The organism is Streptomyces sp. NPDC036984 (assembly GCF_055607665.1).
In genome coordinates, this window is the sequence record NZ_JBVJRL010000046.1 from 1 (window position 1) to 16451 (window position 16451).

Consider the following 16451-nt stretch of genomic DNA (forward strand, 5'->3'; position numbering starts at 1 on the left):
CGTCGTCGTCCGCACCGACCACGGCAACCACGTCGTCATCACGGCCGACCAACTCACCGACCCCGACTGGGAAGCCGATCCGGCCGTCTGCCAGGCACTGCCCGCCTACCTCCGCAACGCCCTCGCCTGACGTCGGGCCCACGACGACCACATCGCCCGTCCTGCCCCGGCCGCTCACCCCGGCACGAACCATCCCTGCCCGCCCTCAGAGGCGCCCACGCCGAGGCGCGGACTCCGGGGGTAAGCATCGGCCGGAAGTGGACGAGAGCGGGCGTACGGCGGCCGTACACAGCAGGGGGATCGCGTCGAACTCCCGCGGACCCACACAGAGCGTTCGGGCCAGTCGCCCCGCTGGTCCATGGCAGCGGTCACAGACCGCTGCAGATCACCACCATGCCTGCGGGCTCGCTCGGGCATTGGCTGGCCTGGTCCGCCACAGCGCGGAGTCAGCCGGCCCGGGCGGCGAGCAACTGGGCGCGGGTGTAGGTGGTCGTACGGTCGTCGGGGGTGTCACGCAGCAGTTCGAACAGGCCGCGCGGTGCAGCCGGGTCGTTCGGGCGGGCGGCGGGGGCGGAGATGTCGTCGAGGAGGACGTCGACGAGGCGGCCCAGGGTGTGACAGCCGCTGCCCGAGTAGCCGAAGCCGATCCCCCAGCCCTCGCGTTCGGGGGCGAGCCAGAGGGTGCCGTCCTGGGTGCGGATCCAGCAGGAGTGGCCGCTGCCGCTGAGGATGAGGGCGGCGAGCGGCGAGCGGGTGGGCAGGCGCTGCAGGCTGTAGGTATAGAGGCTGGCGTTGAGGCTGCCCGGGGCGCCGTGGAGTACGGGAAGGCCGGCGACGGGGTCGTGCAGGAGGACGTCGGTGTCGGCGTTGCTGGCGTGGTGCAGCAGGACCTTCTCCAGGACGGTCGGTGGCTGGCCGTCGGCGGCGGGGACCAGGCGCTGGGGCCCACTCCTGGGCGACGGCGCAGGAGGCCGGGTCCAGGTCGGTGACGGCGCCGGTGTGCCAGTCGCGGCCGCCGTCCCAGCGCTGGGCGAAGTCGGCGACGCGGTGGGCCAGGACGTCGCGGCGCTCGGTGATGCTCAGCCAGCCGGCGCGGCGGACCATCTCCGCCGGCTCGGGCGGGTCGGGGCGCAGCAGCGGGGCGGGCACCGCGCCGAGGACGAGATGGGCACCGTCGCCGCCGTCGGCCGCGTTCTCCTGCAGCTCGGCGATGTGGCGGGTGACCTCGGTATGTCCGCGGCGGCGGACTTCCCGTGCGAGGTACCAGCACAACTCGGCGGCCGGGGAGCCGTCCGGCTCGTCGGCGGCGAGTTCGGTCAGCGCCGTGACGGGGGTGGCGATGTCCCTCGCGGGCACCACCGCGGGCGGGGAACCCGGGCGCCAGGCGGCGATCGCGTCACGGTCGCGCAGTGCGTGGAACCAGTACGGTGCCGGCTGCCCGAGCACCGCCGCCAGCTGGGCCCAGGTCGTCTCGTACTGCTTGCCTGATGCGCCGACGTCGTAGGCCAGGAGCTGGGGCACGTACGGCTGGGTCACCTGCGTCGCGGTCTGCGCCGTCACCACGCACGCGTACCGATCATCGAGACGTGCACCGTGGCGGTTGTGCAGGGCACGGACGGCCATCTTGCAGCTGGCGTTGCCGTCGAGTAGTGAGTGCACCAGTCCCACGCCTCCCCAGCCTGTGTGCCAGCGAAGGACCGCGTAGCCGTCGACGAACTCCGCCCCGGCGAAGACGACGTCGCCGGCCGGCGCCTGCTCAAGCCACGTCTCCCGCTCGCCGTCGCCGTCCGGTGAGCTCCGCGTGAACAGTCCCATACCGTCCCCTCCCCGAGATACGTCGGCAACGCTCATCTGGATTCGGTCAACATCCCGGAGCTCATGCCGACTTCACCCTGCCCGCCCTCACGGACCGGTACGCGCGCCACGCCGATCAGACGTGGCGCCGGGTCCTAGCGCGGCGGGAACCGGCCACCCGGACGCCAGGACAAGGAAGAGCCGGGGGCTCCCGAGGCCCGTGCATAACCGATTCGGGTCAGCCCTCTACCCACAGACGTGCCGCTGGCGTTCGGGCTCCTGACGGCGGAGGTCGGCGAAGCTTTCACGGCTTGGCGCAAGCAGCTTCCCAACCGGGGCGAAGAGCTGGCCGTATTCCTGTACCTGGTGGGGCTTGCCCAGATGCAGGGTGTGGGGCCTGGACGAGGCAGTCGCCCGCAAGATCGAGACGAATGCACGTCGTACCTAGAGCGTCCCAACACCAACGAAGACGACTCGCACCACGTCACGCCACAGCTTCAGGAACCCCATAGAACGTCGCCGCGCTTCTGGACGGCGAGGCCACGGTCAAACGCCTACGCCGCGAGGGCGGCCGCGTCTGGCTGATGCCGCACAACCCGGCCTATGAACCGCTGCCCGGAGACGACGCCGCCATCCTCGGCAAGGTGGTCGCCGTGCTGCGCAGCCTCTGACCGAAGCACCCCGGCCGGGCCGCGGGTGTGCCGACTGCACCCTGTGCGTGCCGCTGGCCGCGCCCGGCGCCGGGCGCGGACGCAAAATGCACGGATTTTGTGCGCTGAATGTGCGTGCCGCGTCGGTTTTCCGCGGCCCACGCCAGTTCCTGGATCCGGCGGACGCGGCGCGGGAAGTGTGAGAGGGGGCCCGGCATCCGGCTCCCCTCACCTGCTGTACGGGCCTTCGGGGGCAGCGGGGCGTCAGCCGCGGATGATGTTCTCGGCCTGGGGGCCCTTCTGGCCCTGGGTGACGTCGAACGTGACCTGCTCGCCCTCGACCAGCTCGCGGTACCCGTTGCCGGCGATGTTGGAGTAGTGAGCGAAGACGTCCGGTCCGCCGCCGTCCCGGGCGATGAAGCCGAAGCCCTTCTCGGAGTTGAACCACTTCACGGTGCCGCTGGCCATACTGCGTCCTTCGATCTCGCCGGGGGTGCCGGCCGTTGTTGAGTAGCGGGATCTTCCGCGGGAAGACACCCGGCTCCGTTCTACCCCGACCTGGCTTCCGTCATACGATCATCCGCCCACGAGTCGTACGCGGCCTGGGCCGGTAGCGGCGTGGCCGCGAGTCAGTGGTCGGTGCGTGTCCGCACGGCGGCTGAAGGACGTCGGTCTGAGCCTGCGTAGGCGTAGGAGTGCACGCCTGTGAGGCGTGATGGGTGTTCAGGCGGCGGGGTGGTGCGGGCAGACACAGAGCGCACACCGGCAGCTGCCGGTCTGTCTGTGGTCGGCCAGCGCCTGGCACAGAGGGCAGTTGCACACGACGGGTGGGGTGTGGTGGAGAGCGGCTGGGGCCGGCCAGGCGCCGGGACGGTGCCCCAGCGTTCGGCGGTCGTCCCACGGCCGGGCGGCGATGCGAAGCCGGGACGGGCGGGTGATCCGGGACCGCAGGAACGCGAAGAGGACTCCGGTGCGCCGCATGGCCGTGATGTCGGCTGTGGCGATGTTGTTCGTCGCATCTGTTGCCGTCATGGGCGTACTCGGTGTGCCAACGCCGGACATGCGGGTGTTACAGCGGCCAGGCACGGTGTCCTTGAGATGCGGCCGGGGGTGCAGGGGGATCACCGCCGGCCCACGGCATCGGCCAGCTTGGCGGACTTCCCGTGCGGGCGGTTGCCGACCGCAGCGGTGTAGGTGCGGGTGGTCGTCCACGTGGCGCCGTGGGCGGCCTTGTAGGAGCGCTGGCCCTCCTGTGCCGTCGTGCGGCCGAGGTCCAGTGCCGTGTAGCCCTCGGCCGTCAGGTCGTCGCACAGCAAGTGCAGCAGCACATGCCCTGGTGACATCTCGCGGTGTGCGGGGTCCATCGCAGTGATCAGGGAGTACGCGCGGTCCCGGCGGCGCAGACAGAGCTGGGCAGCCACGGCCTGGCCGTCCAGGGTCAGTGTTGCGATGAACGCGACGTGGGCGCACTCCTTGAGGACTTGGCGCCAGGGCAGGTCGAGGTCCGTCGCGTTGATGGTGGGCAGCCGCAGGGCGTTGCGTCGTCGGTGCAGGTCCTGCAGCACGTCGAAGGCGGCAACAAGTTGCGTGCGGGTCTGGGTGCGGTGGTATCCGACCCGGTCGCCCAGGGCCTGCGCGGCACGGCGGCGGCGCACGTGCTCCCGTCGCGTCGACCGGGACAGGGCCGCAGGATCCACGGGCAGACCGACGGTGGCGTACAGGGTCTGGGAGTCGGGCTCACCCCACCGGCTGTAGGCCTGCCGGGCCAGCAGGGAACTGTCCGGCAGGTCGGCCAGGACCACGTCGTCCCCGAGCCGGGGCAGGTGATGGAGGAGCACGCCCACCGCCTGCGCGTTCTCGCCCACGGGCCGGATCTGCTCGGATGCGGGCCAGGACAGCGGGGTGATGCGGGTCCGCCCGTCGCGGGAGATGTCCCGGGCCAGAGCCAGGGCGGCGAGGGGCTGGTCGTCGTCCAAGGCCGCGAGAACCAACGGCTCGCAGCGGGCGGGCAGATGCCGGGCCCACGCTTGCAGCCAGGCCGGATCCGGTAGGCGGTGGCAGCAGTGTCCGCCTCGGCCAGGGCAGGCCACATCCGCGCAAGGAAGTCCATCGCCGGCTGCCCGCTGTACTCACGCACGTGAAGGCGCCCGGCCGCCGTGCGGCTGTCGGAGTCCTGTGGCCTCATGTACGCAAGGACAGCCTGCGCGCGCGGCACGTAGGCGCATGTGGTCTTGGCCGTCCCTCGGCGCGGGAGCCGGGGCCGCACCGATGTCCGCGGCGTTCCGCACCGCGGACGCACCGCCGCAACCGTGGCCAGATGGCGGAGGCCGACGGCTGAATCCCGGCCTGTTGAGCCGCGAGCCCCTGACGAGGGGCTCGCAGGCCCGCCCTCTGCCCTCAGCCGGTCTGGGGTTTTTGTCCACCCGCTGCTCGCAGTACCTGCCGCCAGGAGGTGACGTGGGGTTTACGGCGCAGCAGGGCTCTGCGTTCGCGCTCGGTCATGCCTCCCCACACGCCCCATTCCTCGCGGTTGTCGAGGGCGTTGACCAGGCACTCCGTGCGGACGGTGCATTCTGAACAGACCGCCTTGGCCCGCTTCTGCCGGGCGCCGTCCGCGAACAGCTCCTCCGGGTCGGCCAGCCGGCAGGCCGCATCCTCACTCCAGTGAGCCCCCGTACTCGGCATGTCTTCCCTCCTCGTCGTGGCTCGGCCACGACACCGAGCCTATTGCCGGGTCATGACTGTCTGCGGTGCAGGTCCAGGCGTGCTCATCTCCTGCACTGCCGGTGCTGCACCCACGGTGTCCTCATGCGTGAGGGCCAAGCGCGTTCGGCCGGCGGTCGTCCCGCCGGGTGGGTCCAAGCAACCCTTCGGATCTTGGCCGGGTGCATAGCGCGGGACTTGGAGCACGGCGCATGGCGGCGGAAGTTGAGAAGCCGGACTGCCCCCGTAGTGCCATGCCTGGGGGCCCGTTGGGAGGGCGCCGGGCGGTGACGCCTACCGGGCCTGGTCGCGCTTTTCTTGTGGCATGGGTGCCTGGTATCCGCCGGTGACCGGCTTGACGTCGGTGCTCGGGAGAGTGGCGATCGTGCCGGACCAGAGCTTTGCTGCGTTGGTGTGAGTAGCATCCGGCACAAACATCCAGGTAAAGGAGCGTGCTGCCGTGGCCGACGAGCGCGAGAAGACCGCCATCCAGAACGTGTACGCCCAGCAATTCGCCAGCGACCTCGCGGCCAACCGCAAGGAGCAGGGCGACATCGCCACGCAGATCACCGGCCTACAGGAGCGCCTTGCCCAACTCCAGGCGGAGGAAGGCTTGTTGGTGCAGCTGCAGGGCACCTTGACCGGGTCGGCCGCCCTCACGAGCGGCTCCAGTGAGGCGGTGCCGGCACCTGCGGAGCAGCGTGAGGTGCAGGGCGCGGACTCCGCATCGGCGCATGCGGTCACCGGTGCGCCCCACGCCGTGCCCCAGCCGCGACAGGACAGCCAGGACAAGCCGGCCGCCAAGAAGGCGGCCCCCAAGGTGAAGTCGCCCGCGAAGAAGACCACGGCGAAGAAGGCAGCTGCCAAGAAGACCACCGCGAAGAAGGTGCCGGCGCAGGCAGCCTCGGCCCAGGAAGCGCCGACGACGAAGGCCGCGGGCAGGAAGGCGGACGGGCCGACGCTGGGCGAGCTCATCCTGCCGATCCTGCTCGCGTCGCACAGCCACCCGCAGACGGCGCGCGAGGTGTTCGACGCCCTCAAGGCGGAACACCCCGAGCGGGCGACATCTGTCCAGACGGTCCGCAACACCCTGGAGATCCTCGTCAAGAAGAACCTCGCCGAGAGGTCGCAGCAGCAGGGCGCGGTGATGTACACCGCGCTCGCCGGGTCGGACGCCCCCGCTGCGGGTGACGAGGCCGAGAAGGTTCCGGCACAGGTCTGACCCTGGTTGCTGCGTGCCCGGACGCCTGCGGCGGGCTGGTGAGAGGGCTTTGCAGGTGGCCGGGAAGCAGCACACGGGCCCGGCGGGCGGCTGAGCGGTCCGCCTCAGCAGCGCCGTTGCGCGGGTCAGGGCAGACGGGCGCCGGGCGTCTGCGGCCCTTGGAGGCTGTGGGCTTGCTGGTGTGGGTGAGCGGCCGGCTCCTTGAGGGAGGGCGCCGGTTGGGGTTGTTGTGTGCGCTGGCGGGACTGTTTCGTGATCCGGGCGGCGCGGTGGGCGATCGAGTCGGACGGGGCCTGCGGCCTGGGCCGCGGTGCGGGCCTGTTCGACCTGCTGCGCGGTTACGGTCGGGCGGCCGAAGTCGGCGGTGCCGTTGCGGTAGCTGGCCTGAAGGCTCTCCAGGGTCCGTGCGGTGTCGCCGATCGCGCGCCAGGCCGCGTTGTAGGCGACGAGGCCCAGTCCGGCGTGGTCGATCAGCTGGGTGCGCAGGTGGTGCAGGCCGCTTCGGCCGGTGGTCTGAGGGAAGAGCCGGTGCAGGGCGTCGCGGGTGATCTGGCGCTGAGCACCGAGCGTGTGGGCGATGCGGTCCTCGGCGGCGTTACGCCTCGTTGGCGGCCGCCATCTCGACGGCGGTGCGGGGGGTGTCTTGGGGGGCCTGTGCGGCGACGATGGCGTCGCGGCGGGCCCTGGTGGCGGCGGCCTCGGCATCGGCCATGACGTGCGCGTGCATCAGCAGTGCATGCTGGGCGTTGAGTGCCTCGAGCTCCTGGTGCCGGTCGGTGTGCAGGCGCATGGCCCGGCTGTCGTTGGGTGAAGCGGGCCGCCCGGGGCCGGCGGCGCTCGCCTCGGCCAGGGCGGTCGCTGCGTTGACGAGGAGGGCCATGGCCTTCTCGGCGTCTCGTCGGGCCGCAGGTGAGATCAGACGCCAATGAGCGGCGGCCTGCAGGTCGCCTTCCAGGTGCCTGGGGTAGCCGGGAATCAGCTCCGGCTCGGGGCTGGAGATGTCCGCAGGTGCGGTGGCCGGTTGCCGGGTGGCTTCGGCGGCCGTGAGCGCCTCTGTGAAGGCGTGGGCTGCGTCCGCCAGCAGGTCCTCTTCCCCGTTGGCACCGATCAGGGACAGGCGGTGCAGGTAGGTGCGGGCCGCCTGCTGCGCGGGGTGCTGCGGGTCGGGATGGGTCCGGGCCACGGCGGCGGTGGCGGGGTGACGGGAGACCAGCTGGTCCATGATCTTGTGCTCTGCCTGCACGGCCCCATCCCGTAGTTGGCCCATCTCGAAGCCGAAGGTGAGCTGGTTCAGCAAGCGCAGCGTGTCCAGGAGTTCGGTGATGTCCGCGCCGGCGGGATACTCCGCCCGGGCGAGGGCGTCCAGAGTGTCTAGGGCGCCGGTGCGCAGCCATTGGGGTCCCTCGGGCTGCGGGTCGGCGTAGTGGGCTGCGAGGTGGGTGAGGATCTGCTCGTCGGGGACGGTGCCCAGCGTAAGAGCCCAGATCTGGCCGCCGCGCCGCCACGACGCCGCTGCGGGTGTGGCAGGCCGGTGCTGGACGGGGTCGTCGGGCTGCACGTACCGGATGCGGTGGTCGAGCCAGTCGGCGGCCTCGGCGGCCAACGCGTCGCGCAGCAGTGCCGCCGCGCGCTGCCCGTCCTGCCCCGGCGCCTGTGCCCGCTGGACGAGGGCACGGCCGGCGTCCATGTACAGCTCGCCGGGAGCAAGAGCCTGCCAGGTGGCGCCGTTGTCGTCGCTGGCGTGCCCGGCCACGGCGAGGTTCTCCTCCCGCTCGTGGGTCAGGTACCAGCGCATCGCGAGGACCGCGTCGTTGATCAGCAGGCCCGGCCCGTCCACGTCGGACAGCCAGGGGTGGTTGAAGGTGCTGGACAGCGCGTAGAGGCGGTCGGTGTCGGGCACGCGGCATCTCCTGGTCTCGGTAGCTGCCGTTCGAACGGCAGTCGGTTCAGGCTGCCGGGCGCGGCGCCGCGCAGGGCCGTGGCGTGCGATGCCTCCCGTCGGGCGAGAGCGCGGGGCGCACGGGCGCCCTGGGCGGTCCGCCGGACGGTCCGGACACGGCCTGCACAGGCCGGGCCGTGCAGGCCGGACAGCGGGCGCGGAGTTCCCGCGGTCGGGGTCGGTCACAGGATGTGAGGCCCCCGGCGTGGCGGCGATGGCGGCCGGGTGCGAGGCGCGGACGAAGGACGGATGCTCGGGGCGGTACGGGTGCGGATACGGCGGCGCCCGCCCGGGCGGGACGAGTAGAGGGGCCCGGGCGGGCGCTCGGAAGCCGGCGTGACCGGTTACGGGCGGACGAACGGCCGGGCGGCGAGGTCCTCGCCGGGACGGGCCCCCGGGCGGACGGAGTCGACCGGGCGGATGGCGAAGGTGCTCGGGCGCTGGTTCATCGAAGGCTCCTCGGAGAAGGTGAGGGATCGGTGGGACAGGGGTGATCTCAGCAGCAGCCGCCGAGAACCGCCACGGGCAAAAGCGGGCAAAGTTTGCTTTTCCCTCGTGGTAGGAGAGGAGTTGGCGTAGGTCTGGGATGCGGGACAGATCCGCGCCCACGCCACGGGCCGGTCCGTCCGGCGAACCTTCCAGCAGCCCGTAGTCCCCCTCTGCTCCCGCAGCGCCACCTGCTGTGCCGTCACCGGCCGTGCCGGCCGTCACCGGTTGGGCGGTGCTCGGGCGGGACAGCGGCAGCACCATCGAGGCGCTCGGTGTGGCCGGCCCGCTGCATGGGCACAGCCCTCGGGCAGCAACGCAAAAGGGGCCCGCGACATGGCATGCGCACAGGGCGTGCCACGTCGCGGGCCCCTGGCCGGCGGACGGTGTCAGTCGGTCCGCATGGGCACGTCGATGTAGTTGCGGCTCACCCAGCCCCACTGGCCCTTGTGCGCGCCGTAGTAGGGCTTCAGGTAGCCCCAGTTGCCCTTGTAGCAGGCCCAGTAGACGCCCTGGCCCTTGTGGAGCAGTCCGAGGCTGGTGTAGCCGGTGCCCGGGCCGGTGCGGAAGTTGACGGTGGCGGTGATTTAGGTGTCGAGCCGGACCTGGTGGGTGCACGCCTTGGCGCCGGTCGCCGCGCTCGCCGGCGCGGCCGCGGCGAGCGACAGCCCCAGGACCGAGGAGGCGGTCACGGCGGTGGCCACGGCCACGCTCCGGGCGCGGTGTGCGGGCGCGGTACGGCGCAGTACGGACAAAAACGGCACGGCAATCTCCCCTTTGATCGGTGGTGGTGCAGGGAGCCTGCAAGCGGGCGGCAGCCCGAAACCGGTGGGGCGGCCGGGCGTGCCATGCCCTGACATGGGGATCGCCATGGTCGTTCCGTACGGCGGGAGCGCTCCTGCCTTGTGGCGTGCTCCCCTTTCACACGGCGGCCGGTGTGGCCGCGGGGGTGATGCGGGGCGAGAGCAGGAGCGCGCACAGGGCTGCGGCCGTCAGCGGGACGGTGAAGGTGCCGCCCAGCGGGCCTGCCAGGGCGGTGCCGCCGGCCACGCCCAGGCGGATCGCGCTGGACATCCAGCCGACCGCCTCGGTCGATGTGCCCGGGGGTGCGAGCGCGGTGAGGGTCAGGCTGGCCACGGTCAGCAGGGGTACGAACAGGGCGCCGGGCAGCATCACCAGGGCGAGCACGGCCGGGGCCGGGAGCGGCGTGAGCAGGGGCAGCCATCCGGTCGCGAACACGGCTGCCAGCACCAGCAGGTACCGGCCCCTGGAGGCTGTTGGGGGCTGGAGGCGGGTGAAGAGGACGCCGCCGAGCAGTCCGGCCGCGGAGAACGCCGCCGGCAGCGCGCCCGCCAGCCATGAGGCCTGTTGGCGCTCGGCCACGGCTATCCCGGCGACGTCGAGAGCGCCGACCGCGGCACCGAGGAAGACCAGTGCGAGCAGCAGCAGGCGCAGGGCGGGCGGGCGCAACACGCCCAGCGGATCGCGGCGGTGTTGTGCGGGGCGCCAGGTTCGGGCGGGGCGCGCGGCGGCGAAGACGAGGGAGCCGGCCAGGGTGGCGGCGGCCACCAGGGCGAGCGCGGCGGCCGGTGACAGCTGGTGGGCCGTGACGATGGCGAGGGCGGGCCCGGCGACGTAGACGATCTCCTGGGTGGAGGAGTCCAGGGTGTATGCGGTGCGTACGTGTGCGGGGTCCGGCAGCAGGGCGGGCCACAGTGCTTTGAGGCCCCCTTCCAGGGGCGGGCATCCGACGCCGGCCAGGGCTGCGCACACTGCGGTGAAGGTGAGGTCGCGGGTCCCCACCGTGGCTAGGGCGGCGAGGGAGGCGGCGGCGAGGCCGGCACCTAGGAGGCAGGGCAGTGGCAGGCCCCACTGGTCGGCCATCCGGCCGAGCAGGGGCAGGCCCAGAGCGGGTGCGATGGCGTAGAGCCCGGCGAGCAGGCCGGCGGTGGCCAGGGAGTGGCCGTCGGCCCGGGCCGCGAGGATGAGGGCGACGGGCACCATGCCCAGCGGCAGCCGGCCGGCCACCGACGCGGCCAGCAGCCGGCCGCAGTACCGGTGACGGAGCACGGCGCGGAAGGACGGGGGTGCGCTCGGCTGCCTCACCTGGGCTGCGGGCCACGCGGAAGTGGTGCGGGAGGTGTCGCCGACCTGCGCGTGGGTCATCGCCTGTCTGCCTTTGGTCGGGGGGACGCCGGACGGATGACCCCCGCCCGCACGGCGGGCATGTCAGGTGGGCGCGCCGTGCGGGCGAGGGGCGGCGGGGAACGGGGGCGGGCCGCCGCCACGCCCAAGCCCAGCAGGGCCCAGCCCGGCCCTCAACGTCACTTCCCTTCGGGCGGTCGGCGTCCCGTGGCATGTCCCAGCACCTGGCACGTCCAGTGGTGTGACCGGTCCGCTCTGCGAAGACGCTCTGCGGCGGCGGGCAGCACCCACGGGCCGCCCCTGTGCAGGGGTGGCCCGGTCGGCTGTCAGGCACGGCTGGCACGTAGTTGAGCGCGGTCAGGTCAGGAAGGTGGTGTAGGCGCTGGCCACGGTGGCGGTGAGGGTGATGACCGCGGCGAAGGTGACGGCGGCGCGGGTGAGAGCGGCGGGGTAGGTGGCGCCGTCCAGGCGGGCGAGCTTGCCCGCGCCGACGGCGGCCAGCAGTGCGACGACGATCACGAGTGCGGTGGCAAGAAGGACGACGGCGACGGTCACGGCAGACTCCCGTTACACGATGGGGTGTTGACGTCGTCGAAGGTCGTAGAAGTCGTGTGCGCCGGGGTTCGCCCGGACGAAGATGAACACCGGCGAACACATCACGGCCCGGGGGCGAGTAGGTGCGCGAGGAGCAGAACGGCCACAATCCGGCACTCACCGAACTGCGCAGGAGACTGGCTGCCGCACTGGCCCGCATGCGGCTCAACAAGACGCAGCTGGCCCAGCGGACGGGGCTGGGGCGTACGACTGTGTCGCAGGCCTTCCAGCACGATGGGCCGGTGCCTTCGGTGCAGACGGTGACGGTGTTGGCCGGCGCGCTGCAGCTGCCGGTTGAGGAGTTGCTGGCGCTGCAGCGGGACGCGGTCGGCAACGGGGGCGGTGGGCGGCCGGGGCCCGGCAGGTTGATCGGGCAGTGGGAGCCGCACGATCTGGAGGTTCATCCGGCCGGGCCGGGCAACGTCGTTGACGGCTCGGATGCGCCCGGGCCACGGGCGCTGCCTGGGTATGTGCGGCGCAAGCATGATCGGGTGCTGGCCGATGCGGTGAGGGATGCGGCGGCCGGCCGCAGCCGGATGGTGGTCCTGGTGGGCAGCTCGTCGACCGGGAAGACCCGGGCCTGTTGGGAGGCCGTCCAGCCGCTCGCGGACCGGGGATGGCGGCTGTGGCATCCGTCCGACCCGACCCGGGCCGAGGCCGCCCTGGAGGACCTGCACCGTGTCCAGCCGTGCACCGTGGTGTGGTTGAACGAGGCTCAGCACTACCTCGGCGACCGGGCGGCCGGTGAGCGGATCGCAGCGGCCGTGCGCGATGTGCTGCTCAGCGCGGAGCGCGGACCGGTCCTCGTGCTGGGCACGCTCTGGCCGAAATACGCCCGCCAGTACACGGCCCTGCCCGCCCCGGGCGGGGAAGATCCGTACAGCCGGGTACGGGAACTGCTCTCTGGCCGCACCCTGAGCATCCCGGAGTCCTTCGACGCCCCGGCCCTGGCCGCGGCGGCCGCACTCGCCGAAGGTGGTGACCGGCTGCTGGCCGACGCCATCACCCGCGCCCATACCGACGGACGAATCACCCAGGACCTGGCCGGCGCCCCCGAACTCCTCAACCGATACCAGCAGGCAAGCCCCGCAGCCAAAGCGCTGCTGGAAGCGGCGATCGACGCCCGCCGCCTCGGCGTCGGTCTCCATCTCCCCCAGGCCTTCCTCACCGACGCCGCCTCCGACTACCTCAGCCAAACCGACTACGACCAGCTCCCCGAGAATTGGGCCGAAGCCGCCTTCGCCGAACTCGCCGAACCGGTCCACGGCAAACAAGCCCCCCTGCGCCGTACCACCCCCCGCCCCCTGCGACGCCCACCCACTCCCTCCGCAGCTGCGTCCCCGCCCTCCGCGCAGCCGGCGGGGCCGGTGTTCCGGCTCGCCGACTACCTAGAACAACATGGCCGCACCACCCGCAAAGCCCTGTGCCCGCCCGCTTCCTTCTGGCACGCCGCCCACACTCACCTCACCCACCCCGATGACCTGGACAACCTTGCCGAAGCAGCCGTGAACCGGCACCGCCTGCAATGGGCCCACCACCTCCGTCACAGGGCCGCGGACCACGGCAGTGCCACTGCCCTGTACGACCTGGCCGTGGCGCGGGAGAGGGCTGGGGATCGGGAGGGTGCTGAGGGCCTCTTCCGGCAGGCCGCGGACCACGGCAGTGCCAATGCCCTGCACCGCCTGGCCATGGCGCGGGAGCAGGCTGGGGATCGGGAGGGTGCTGACGCCCTCGCCCTGCAAGCCCTCGGCTGCGGCCGTGCTGATGCCCTGCACCGCCTGGCCGCGTTGCGGGAGAGAGCTGGGGATCGGGAGGGTGCTGAGAGTCTTTACCAGCAGGCCGCGGACCAGGACAGTGCGACTGCTTTGTACGGCCTGGGCGGGATGCGGGAGAGGGCTGGGGATTGGGAGGGTGCTGAGGGTCTCTACCGGCAGGCCGCGGACCACGGCGATGCTGCTGCGCTGGATCGTCTGGCCGTGTTGCGGGAGTGGGCTGGGGATCGGGAGGGCGCTGAGGCCCTGGCCCGGCAGGCTGTCGGCCATTCTGCCCTGCTCTCCCTGGTCCTGTTGAGGGAGGAGTCTGGGGACCGGGAGGGTGCTGAAGCCCTGGCCCAGCAGGCTGTCGACCACAGCATCTCCAACCCCCTGCACACCCTGGCCGAGACACGAGAGGACGCCGGGGATCAGGAGGGTGCCAACGACCTCTACCAGCAGGCCGCCGACCACGGCAACGCTTACGCCATGCACAGCCTGGCTTTGTCGCGGGAGTTGGCTGGGGACCGGAAGGGCGCCGAAGACCTCTATTGGCAGGCCTTCGACCACGGCGACCCCGACGGCCTCCGCTCCCTAATGCTGATGCGGGTAAGGGCTGAGGATCGGGAGGGTGCCGAGGCGCTGGCACGGCAGGCCCTCGAACACGGCAGCCCTGACGTCCTGTACCTACTGGCCCAGTTACAGGAGGTGGTTGCGGACCGCGATCGCAGGAGGGCCGAGGCCGAGGTCCTGGCCCGGCTGGCCGTCGACCACGGCATTCGCTCGTTTAGCGGGGCAATTCTTGAACGGCTGTGGCCCCACGGTCTGGACCCAGACGGCATGCCCACGCCCCCATGGCAATGATCCGCGCGCCGGCGGTCACGACCGGATGCGTCTGCCGTCGGTGCTGGCCCACACGGCCCCGGACCGGTAAGGCACCTGTACTTCTGACGGGCGCCGGCACGCTCTACAAGAAGTTGAGCCTCCTCAAGCCAGGCGGTGGTCTTGCTAGGCCTCGCGAGCCGGGGGGCTACAGGGCGCCAAGTGGCGCCGCCGCGGGCCGACATCTCGGCGGTGCCGGGCGCCTCGGGCTCCCCGCGGCCCCCTTTGCGGGGGAGCGGCAGTCGAGCCGCCAGCCAGCGGCGGATATCCAGTCGACAGTACGGTACGGGGTCGCGCTGACAGCCGTGCCCGGATCCGGCCGACCATCGCCGCCGCGGGTACCTACACCGTGCTGGTGGAGTGATCGTCGCGGGCGACGTGCGACCGGGTGCGGCAGTCGGCCGTGATGAGCAGCGGCATGAGCAGGACGACCGCGATCAGGCCCCAGAGTGCGGCGAGGTGGAGCGCTGCTGCCAGCAGTCCGAGCGCAACGGTGGCCGGCGGCCACCCGCCGGCGGCCAGCCACAGGGCGATGGCGAGGAGTACGTGCCCGGTAGCGAGGGCGGCGCCGCACACGAGTGTGGCCATGACGGCCAGGGCGAGGTGGGGCAGACCGCGCCGGATGAGCGGGCCGGCCGCGCGCAGCAGCAGACAGAGGACGGTGCCAAGGAGTCCGGTCATCGCTTCACCTTGAGGGCGGTGGAGCCGGCGGCCAGGGCCTGGGTATGGGCTTCGTCGTGGGCGGTGAGCGCTGCGAGGCCGGGGGCGGCGGGGCGGGCCATGGCCTGCTGCAGGCGGGCGCGGATGTGCTCGGCGTCGAAGGGGAGACCGGTGTCCGCGAGGTGGGTGAGGGCGTCGCGGGCGCGGGTCAGCAGGTCGCTCTCGGCGCCGGTGGTGGTGCGCCGGTGGGCGGGAAGGGGCTGCTGGAGCTGGTAGCGGATCTGGCCGTCCAGTGTCTGCGCCGCGCGTTGCAGGGTGCCGAAGGCTTCGATGACGCGGCGCTGGGTCTGCGCGGCCGCGACCGGGACTAGGTCCTCGGGCAGGTCAGGTGGGGGGGGGCGGGGAACGCCAGGCGGCCGAGCGCGTCGTGCATGAGGTGTAGTTGGCCCTCGCGGGCTGCCAGGTAGGAGGTCGTGGCGTGCAGCAGTTCCGGGTCGGCGAAGTAGTCGGTGCTGACCTTGGCACCGGTGGCGGCGCGCTGCACGGCCAGGTCTTCGACGGCGTCGGTCGCGGTGGCCGACTTCTCCCGCCAGGTGGCGGCCGGGCCGCTGGTGGACAGGGCGCGGGCGGGGATCGGGAAGGCATCGAAGAGTTGCTGCGCCTGGCCCTCGCGGCCCGAGTGCGCGGCGGCGGTGTAGGCGCGGACGGCAGCTCGGGCGTGGGCCAGGTGCGCGGCGCGCGGCGCGTCCAGGGCCAAGGCGGTGCCCAGCTGTGCGCGCTCGGTTCGCCGGTCGCGCAGGTAGTCGGTGAGGTCCGGCTCCAGGACGGCCCGCAGTTGCTGGGCGGGCGCGTCGCGCAGGGCGATCTGGTCGAGCAGCCAGTCGGCCATGGGCGCGAGCGCCGGCACGTCGGCGGTCAGGGACTTGACCGCGTGCCAGTCCTCGATCAGCTCGGTGCGGGTGCGGTGGGCGCGCTCCAGCCGGTCGAGGAGGTCGACGATCCTCAGCCCGGTGCTGACCACCAAGTCGGCGGTGGGCTCGTCCAGTTCTCCGGCCCGCTCCAGGCTCGCGGTGAGTACGGAGGGCGGCGGATAGCTGGACAGGGCGCGCATGTGACAGGTCCAGGCGGCGGCCGCGGCGATCCATCCGAGTTCGAGTCCCTGCTGTGCCTCGGCGCCTTTGCGGTAGAACCAGCCGGCCAGTTGCTCGGTGAGCCGGGTCTCGTCGTTGGCCGGGTCGTGCATCAGGTCGGCGGCCAGCTCGCCGGGAGTGTGCTCGCGCAGAGCGCCGTCCTGGGCCGTGAGGATGGTCAGGTGCCGTATTCCGTCGTCGAGTTGAAGCCAGCGGCGCAAGGTCTCGGCCTGTCCGTGGGTGACGTACTGCAGCGCGATGCGGGTGAGGTCGGCGCCTGCGCGGGCGATCCCGCTCTCCCCGACCCGGGGTGGCTCGGTGCTGTCGAAGCCAGTCGGCTCACTCCCTTCGGTCACCCACGCCAGGGCGTACGCGTCCTGGCCTCGCTCGGCCAGCCAGGTAACAGGCCATTTCATTTGGGGAGTCTGCGGTAGCAGATGAGGGCAGCTGCCAGCGCGGTGAAGGCCAGGAAGTGGCCGGGGTTGCGCTCGTAGC

The 16451-nt window shown here is 72.2% G+C and carries 14 protein-coding genes and 1 pseudogene; 4 read left to right on the forward strand and 11 right to left on the reverse strand.

All coding sequences use genetic code 11. The annotated features are described in order from the left end of the window. Positions 1 to 510 precede the first annotated feature (510 nt). The gene (locus tag ACZ7DL_RS38365) at positions 511 to 1815 is read right to left on the reverse strand and encodes a hypothetical protein (protein ID WP_470781622.1); all 1305 of its coding nucleotides are present in this window, start codon (positions 1813 to 1815) and stop codon (positions 511 to 513) included. 494 nt (positions 1816 to 2309) lie between these two features. On the opposite strand from ACZ7DL_RS38365, the pseudogene ACZ7DL_RS38370 reads away from it, so the two are divergent. Beyond that, positions 2310 to 2465: pseudogene (locus ACZ7DL_RS38370) on the forward strand (LexA family protein); the annotation flags it as partial. A 243-nt stretch (positions 2466 to 2708) separates the two neighbouring features. Here ACZ7DL_RS38370 and ACZ7DL_RS38375 read toward each other — a convergent pair. The 3 genes from ACZ7DL_RS38375 to ACZ7DL_RS38385 all read right to left on the reverse strand — a co-directional run bounded on the left by ACZ7DL_RS38375 (position 2709) and on the right by ACZ7DL_RS38385 (position 5129). Further along, the gene (locus tag ACZ7DL_RS38375) at positions 2709 to 2912 is read right to left on the reverse strand and encodes a cold-shock protein (RefSeq protein WP_470781624.1); all 204 of its coding nucleotides are present in this window, start codon (positions 2910 to 2912) and stop codon (positions 2709 to 2711) included. Positions 2913 to 3565: 653 nt separating this feature from the next. After that, on the reverse strand, positions 3566 to 4420 hold the full coding sequence (locus ACZ7DL_RS38380; RefSeq protein WP_470781626.1) for a GNAT family N-acetyltransferase: 855 nt from the start codon (positions 4418 to 4420) through the stop codon (positions 3566 to 3568). 421 nt (positions 4421 to 4841) lie between these two features. Then, a complete protein-coding gene (locus ACZ7DL_RS38385; RefSeq protein WP_470781627.1) occupies positions 4842 to 5129 on the reverse strand; it encodes a WhiB family transcriptional regulator in 288 nt (95 codons plus the stop codon). A 478-nt stretch (positions 5130 to 5607) separates the two neighbouring features. Here ACZ7DL_RS38385 and ACZ7DL_RS38390 point away from each other — a divergent pair, with 478 nt between their 5' ends. Beyond that, positions 5608 to 6369, forward strand: coding sequence for a BlaI/MecI/CopY family transcriptional regulator (locus ACZ7DL_RS38390; protein ID WP_470781628.1), 762 nt, complete (start codon positions 5608 to 5610; stop codon positions 6367 to 6369). 595 nt (positions 6370 to 6964) lie between these two features. On the opposite strand, the gene ACZ7DL_RS38395 is transcribed toward ACZ7DL_RS38390, so the two are convergent. The 5 genes from ACZ7DL_RS38395 to ACZ7DL_RS38415 all read right to left on the reverse strand — a co-directional run bounded on the left by ACZ7DL_RS38395 (position 6965) and on the right by ACZ7DL_RS38415 (position 11494). Further along, complete coding sequence (locus tag ACZ7DL_RS38395; RefSeq protein ID WP_470781629.1) at positions 6965 to 8269, reverse strand: hypothetical protein; 1305 nt, start codon at positions 8267 to 8269, stop codon at positions 6965 to 6967. Positions 8270 to 9183: 914 nt separating this feature from the next. Continuing rightward, entirely contained in the window at positions 9184 to 9381 is a 198-nt protein-coding gene (locus tag ACZ7DL_RS38400) for an SH3 domain-containing protein (protein ID WP_470781640.1), read from the reverse strand. Further along, positions 9382 to 9558, reverse strand: coding sequence for a hypothetical protein (locus tag ACZ7DL_RS38405; protein WP_470781630.1), 177 nt, complete (start codon positions 9556 to 9558; stop codon positions 9382 to 9384). Positions 9559 to 9715: 157 nt separating this feature from the next. Further along, a complete protein-coding gene (locus ACZ7DL_RS38410; RefSeq protein ID WP_470781631.1) occupies positions 9716 to 10960 on the reverse strand; it encodes an MFS transporter in 1245 nt (414 codons plus the stop codon). Between the two features lie 336 nt (positions 10961 to 11296). Next, positions 11297 to 11494, reverse strand: coding sequence for a hypothetical protein (locus tag ACZ7DL_RS38415; protein WP_470781633.1), 198 nt, complete (start codon positions 11492 to 11494; stop codon positions 11297 to 11299). A 122-nt stretch (positions 11495 to 11616) separates the two neighbouring features. Between ACZ7DL_RS38415 and ACZ7DL_RS38420 the strand changes: the two genes are divergently transcribed. Next, positions 11617 to 14148, forward strand: a complete 2532-nt coding sequence (locus ACZ7DL_RS38420) for a tetratricopeptide repeat protein (protein ID WP_470781635.1) — start codon at positions 11617 to 11619, stop codon at positions 14146 to 14148. A gap of 360 nt (positions 14149 to 14508) precedes the next feature. Here ACZ7DL_RS38420 and ACZ7DL_RS38425 read toward each other — a convergent pair whose 3' ends face one another. Next, positions 14509 to 14847 (reverse strand): hypothetical protein, encoded by a 339-nt coding sequence (locus ACZ7DL_RS38425; protein WP_470781637.1) that lies wholly within the window; start codon positions 14845 to 14847, stop codon positions 14509 to 14511. Positions 14848 to 14891: 44 nt separating this feature from the next. Between ACZ7DL_RS38425 and ACZ7DL_RS38430 the strand changes: the two genes are divergently transcribed. Continuing rightward, positions 14892 to 15197 (forward strand): hypothetical protein, encoded by a 306-nt coding sequence (locus ACZ7DL_RS38430; protein ID WP_470781638.1) that lies wholly within the window; start codon positions 14892 to 14894, stop codon positions 15195 to 15197. On the opposite strand, the gene ACZ7DL_RS38435 is transcribed toward ACZ7DL_RS38430, so the two are convergent. Beyond that, positions 15194 to 16372, reverse strand: coding sequence for a hypothetical protein (locus ACZ7DL_RS38435; RefSeq protein ID WP_470781639.1), 1179 nt, complete (start codon positions 16370 to 16372; stop codon positions 15194 to 15196). The two genes, ACZ7DL_RS38430 and ACZ7DL_RS38435, sit on opposite strands and share 4 nt — an antisense overlap. Positions 16373 to 16451: the final 79 nt, after the last annotated feature.

Coding starts and splice junctions, on each gene's coding strand:
- ACZ7DL_RS38365 (WP_470781622.1), bottom strand. CDS start 1,815: ATGGGACTGTTCACGCGGAGCTCACCGGACGGCGACGGCGAGCGGGAG.
- ACZ7DL_RS38375 (WP_470781624.1), bottom strand. CDS start 2,912: ATGGCCAGCGGCACCGTGAAGTGGTTCAACTCCGAGAAGGGCTTCGGC.
- ACZ7DL_RS38385 (WP_470781627.1), bottom strand. CDS start 5,129: ATGCCGAGTACGGGGGCTCACTGGAGTGAGGATGCGGCCTGCCGGCTG.
- ACZ7DL_RS38410 (WP_470781631.1), bottom strand. CDS start 10,960: ATGACCCACGCGCAGGTCGGCGACACCTCCCGCACCACTTCCGCGTGG.
- ACZ7DL_RS38425 (WP_470781637.1), bottom strand. CDS start 14,847: ATGACCGGACTCCTTGGCACCGTCCTCTGTCTGCTGCTGCGCGCGGCC.
- ACZ7DL_RS38430 (WP_470781638.1), top strand. CDS start 14,892: ATGGGCTTCGTCGTGGGCGGTGAGCGCTGCGAGGCCGGGGGCGGCGGG.
- ACZ7DL_RS38435 (WP_470781639.1), bottom strand. CDS start 16,372: ATGAAATGGCCTGTTACCTGGCTGGCCGAGCGAGGCCAGGACGCGTAC.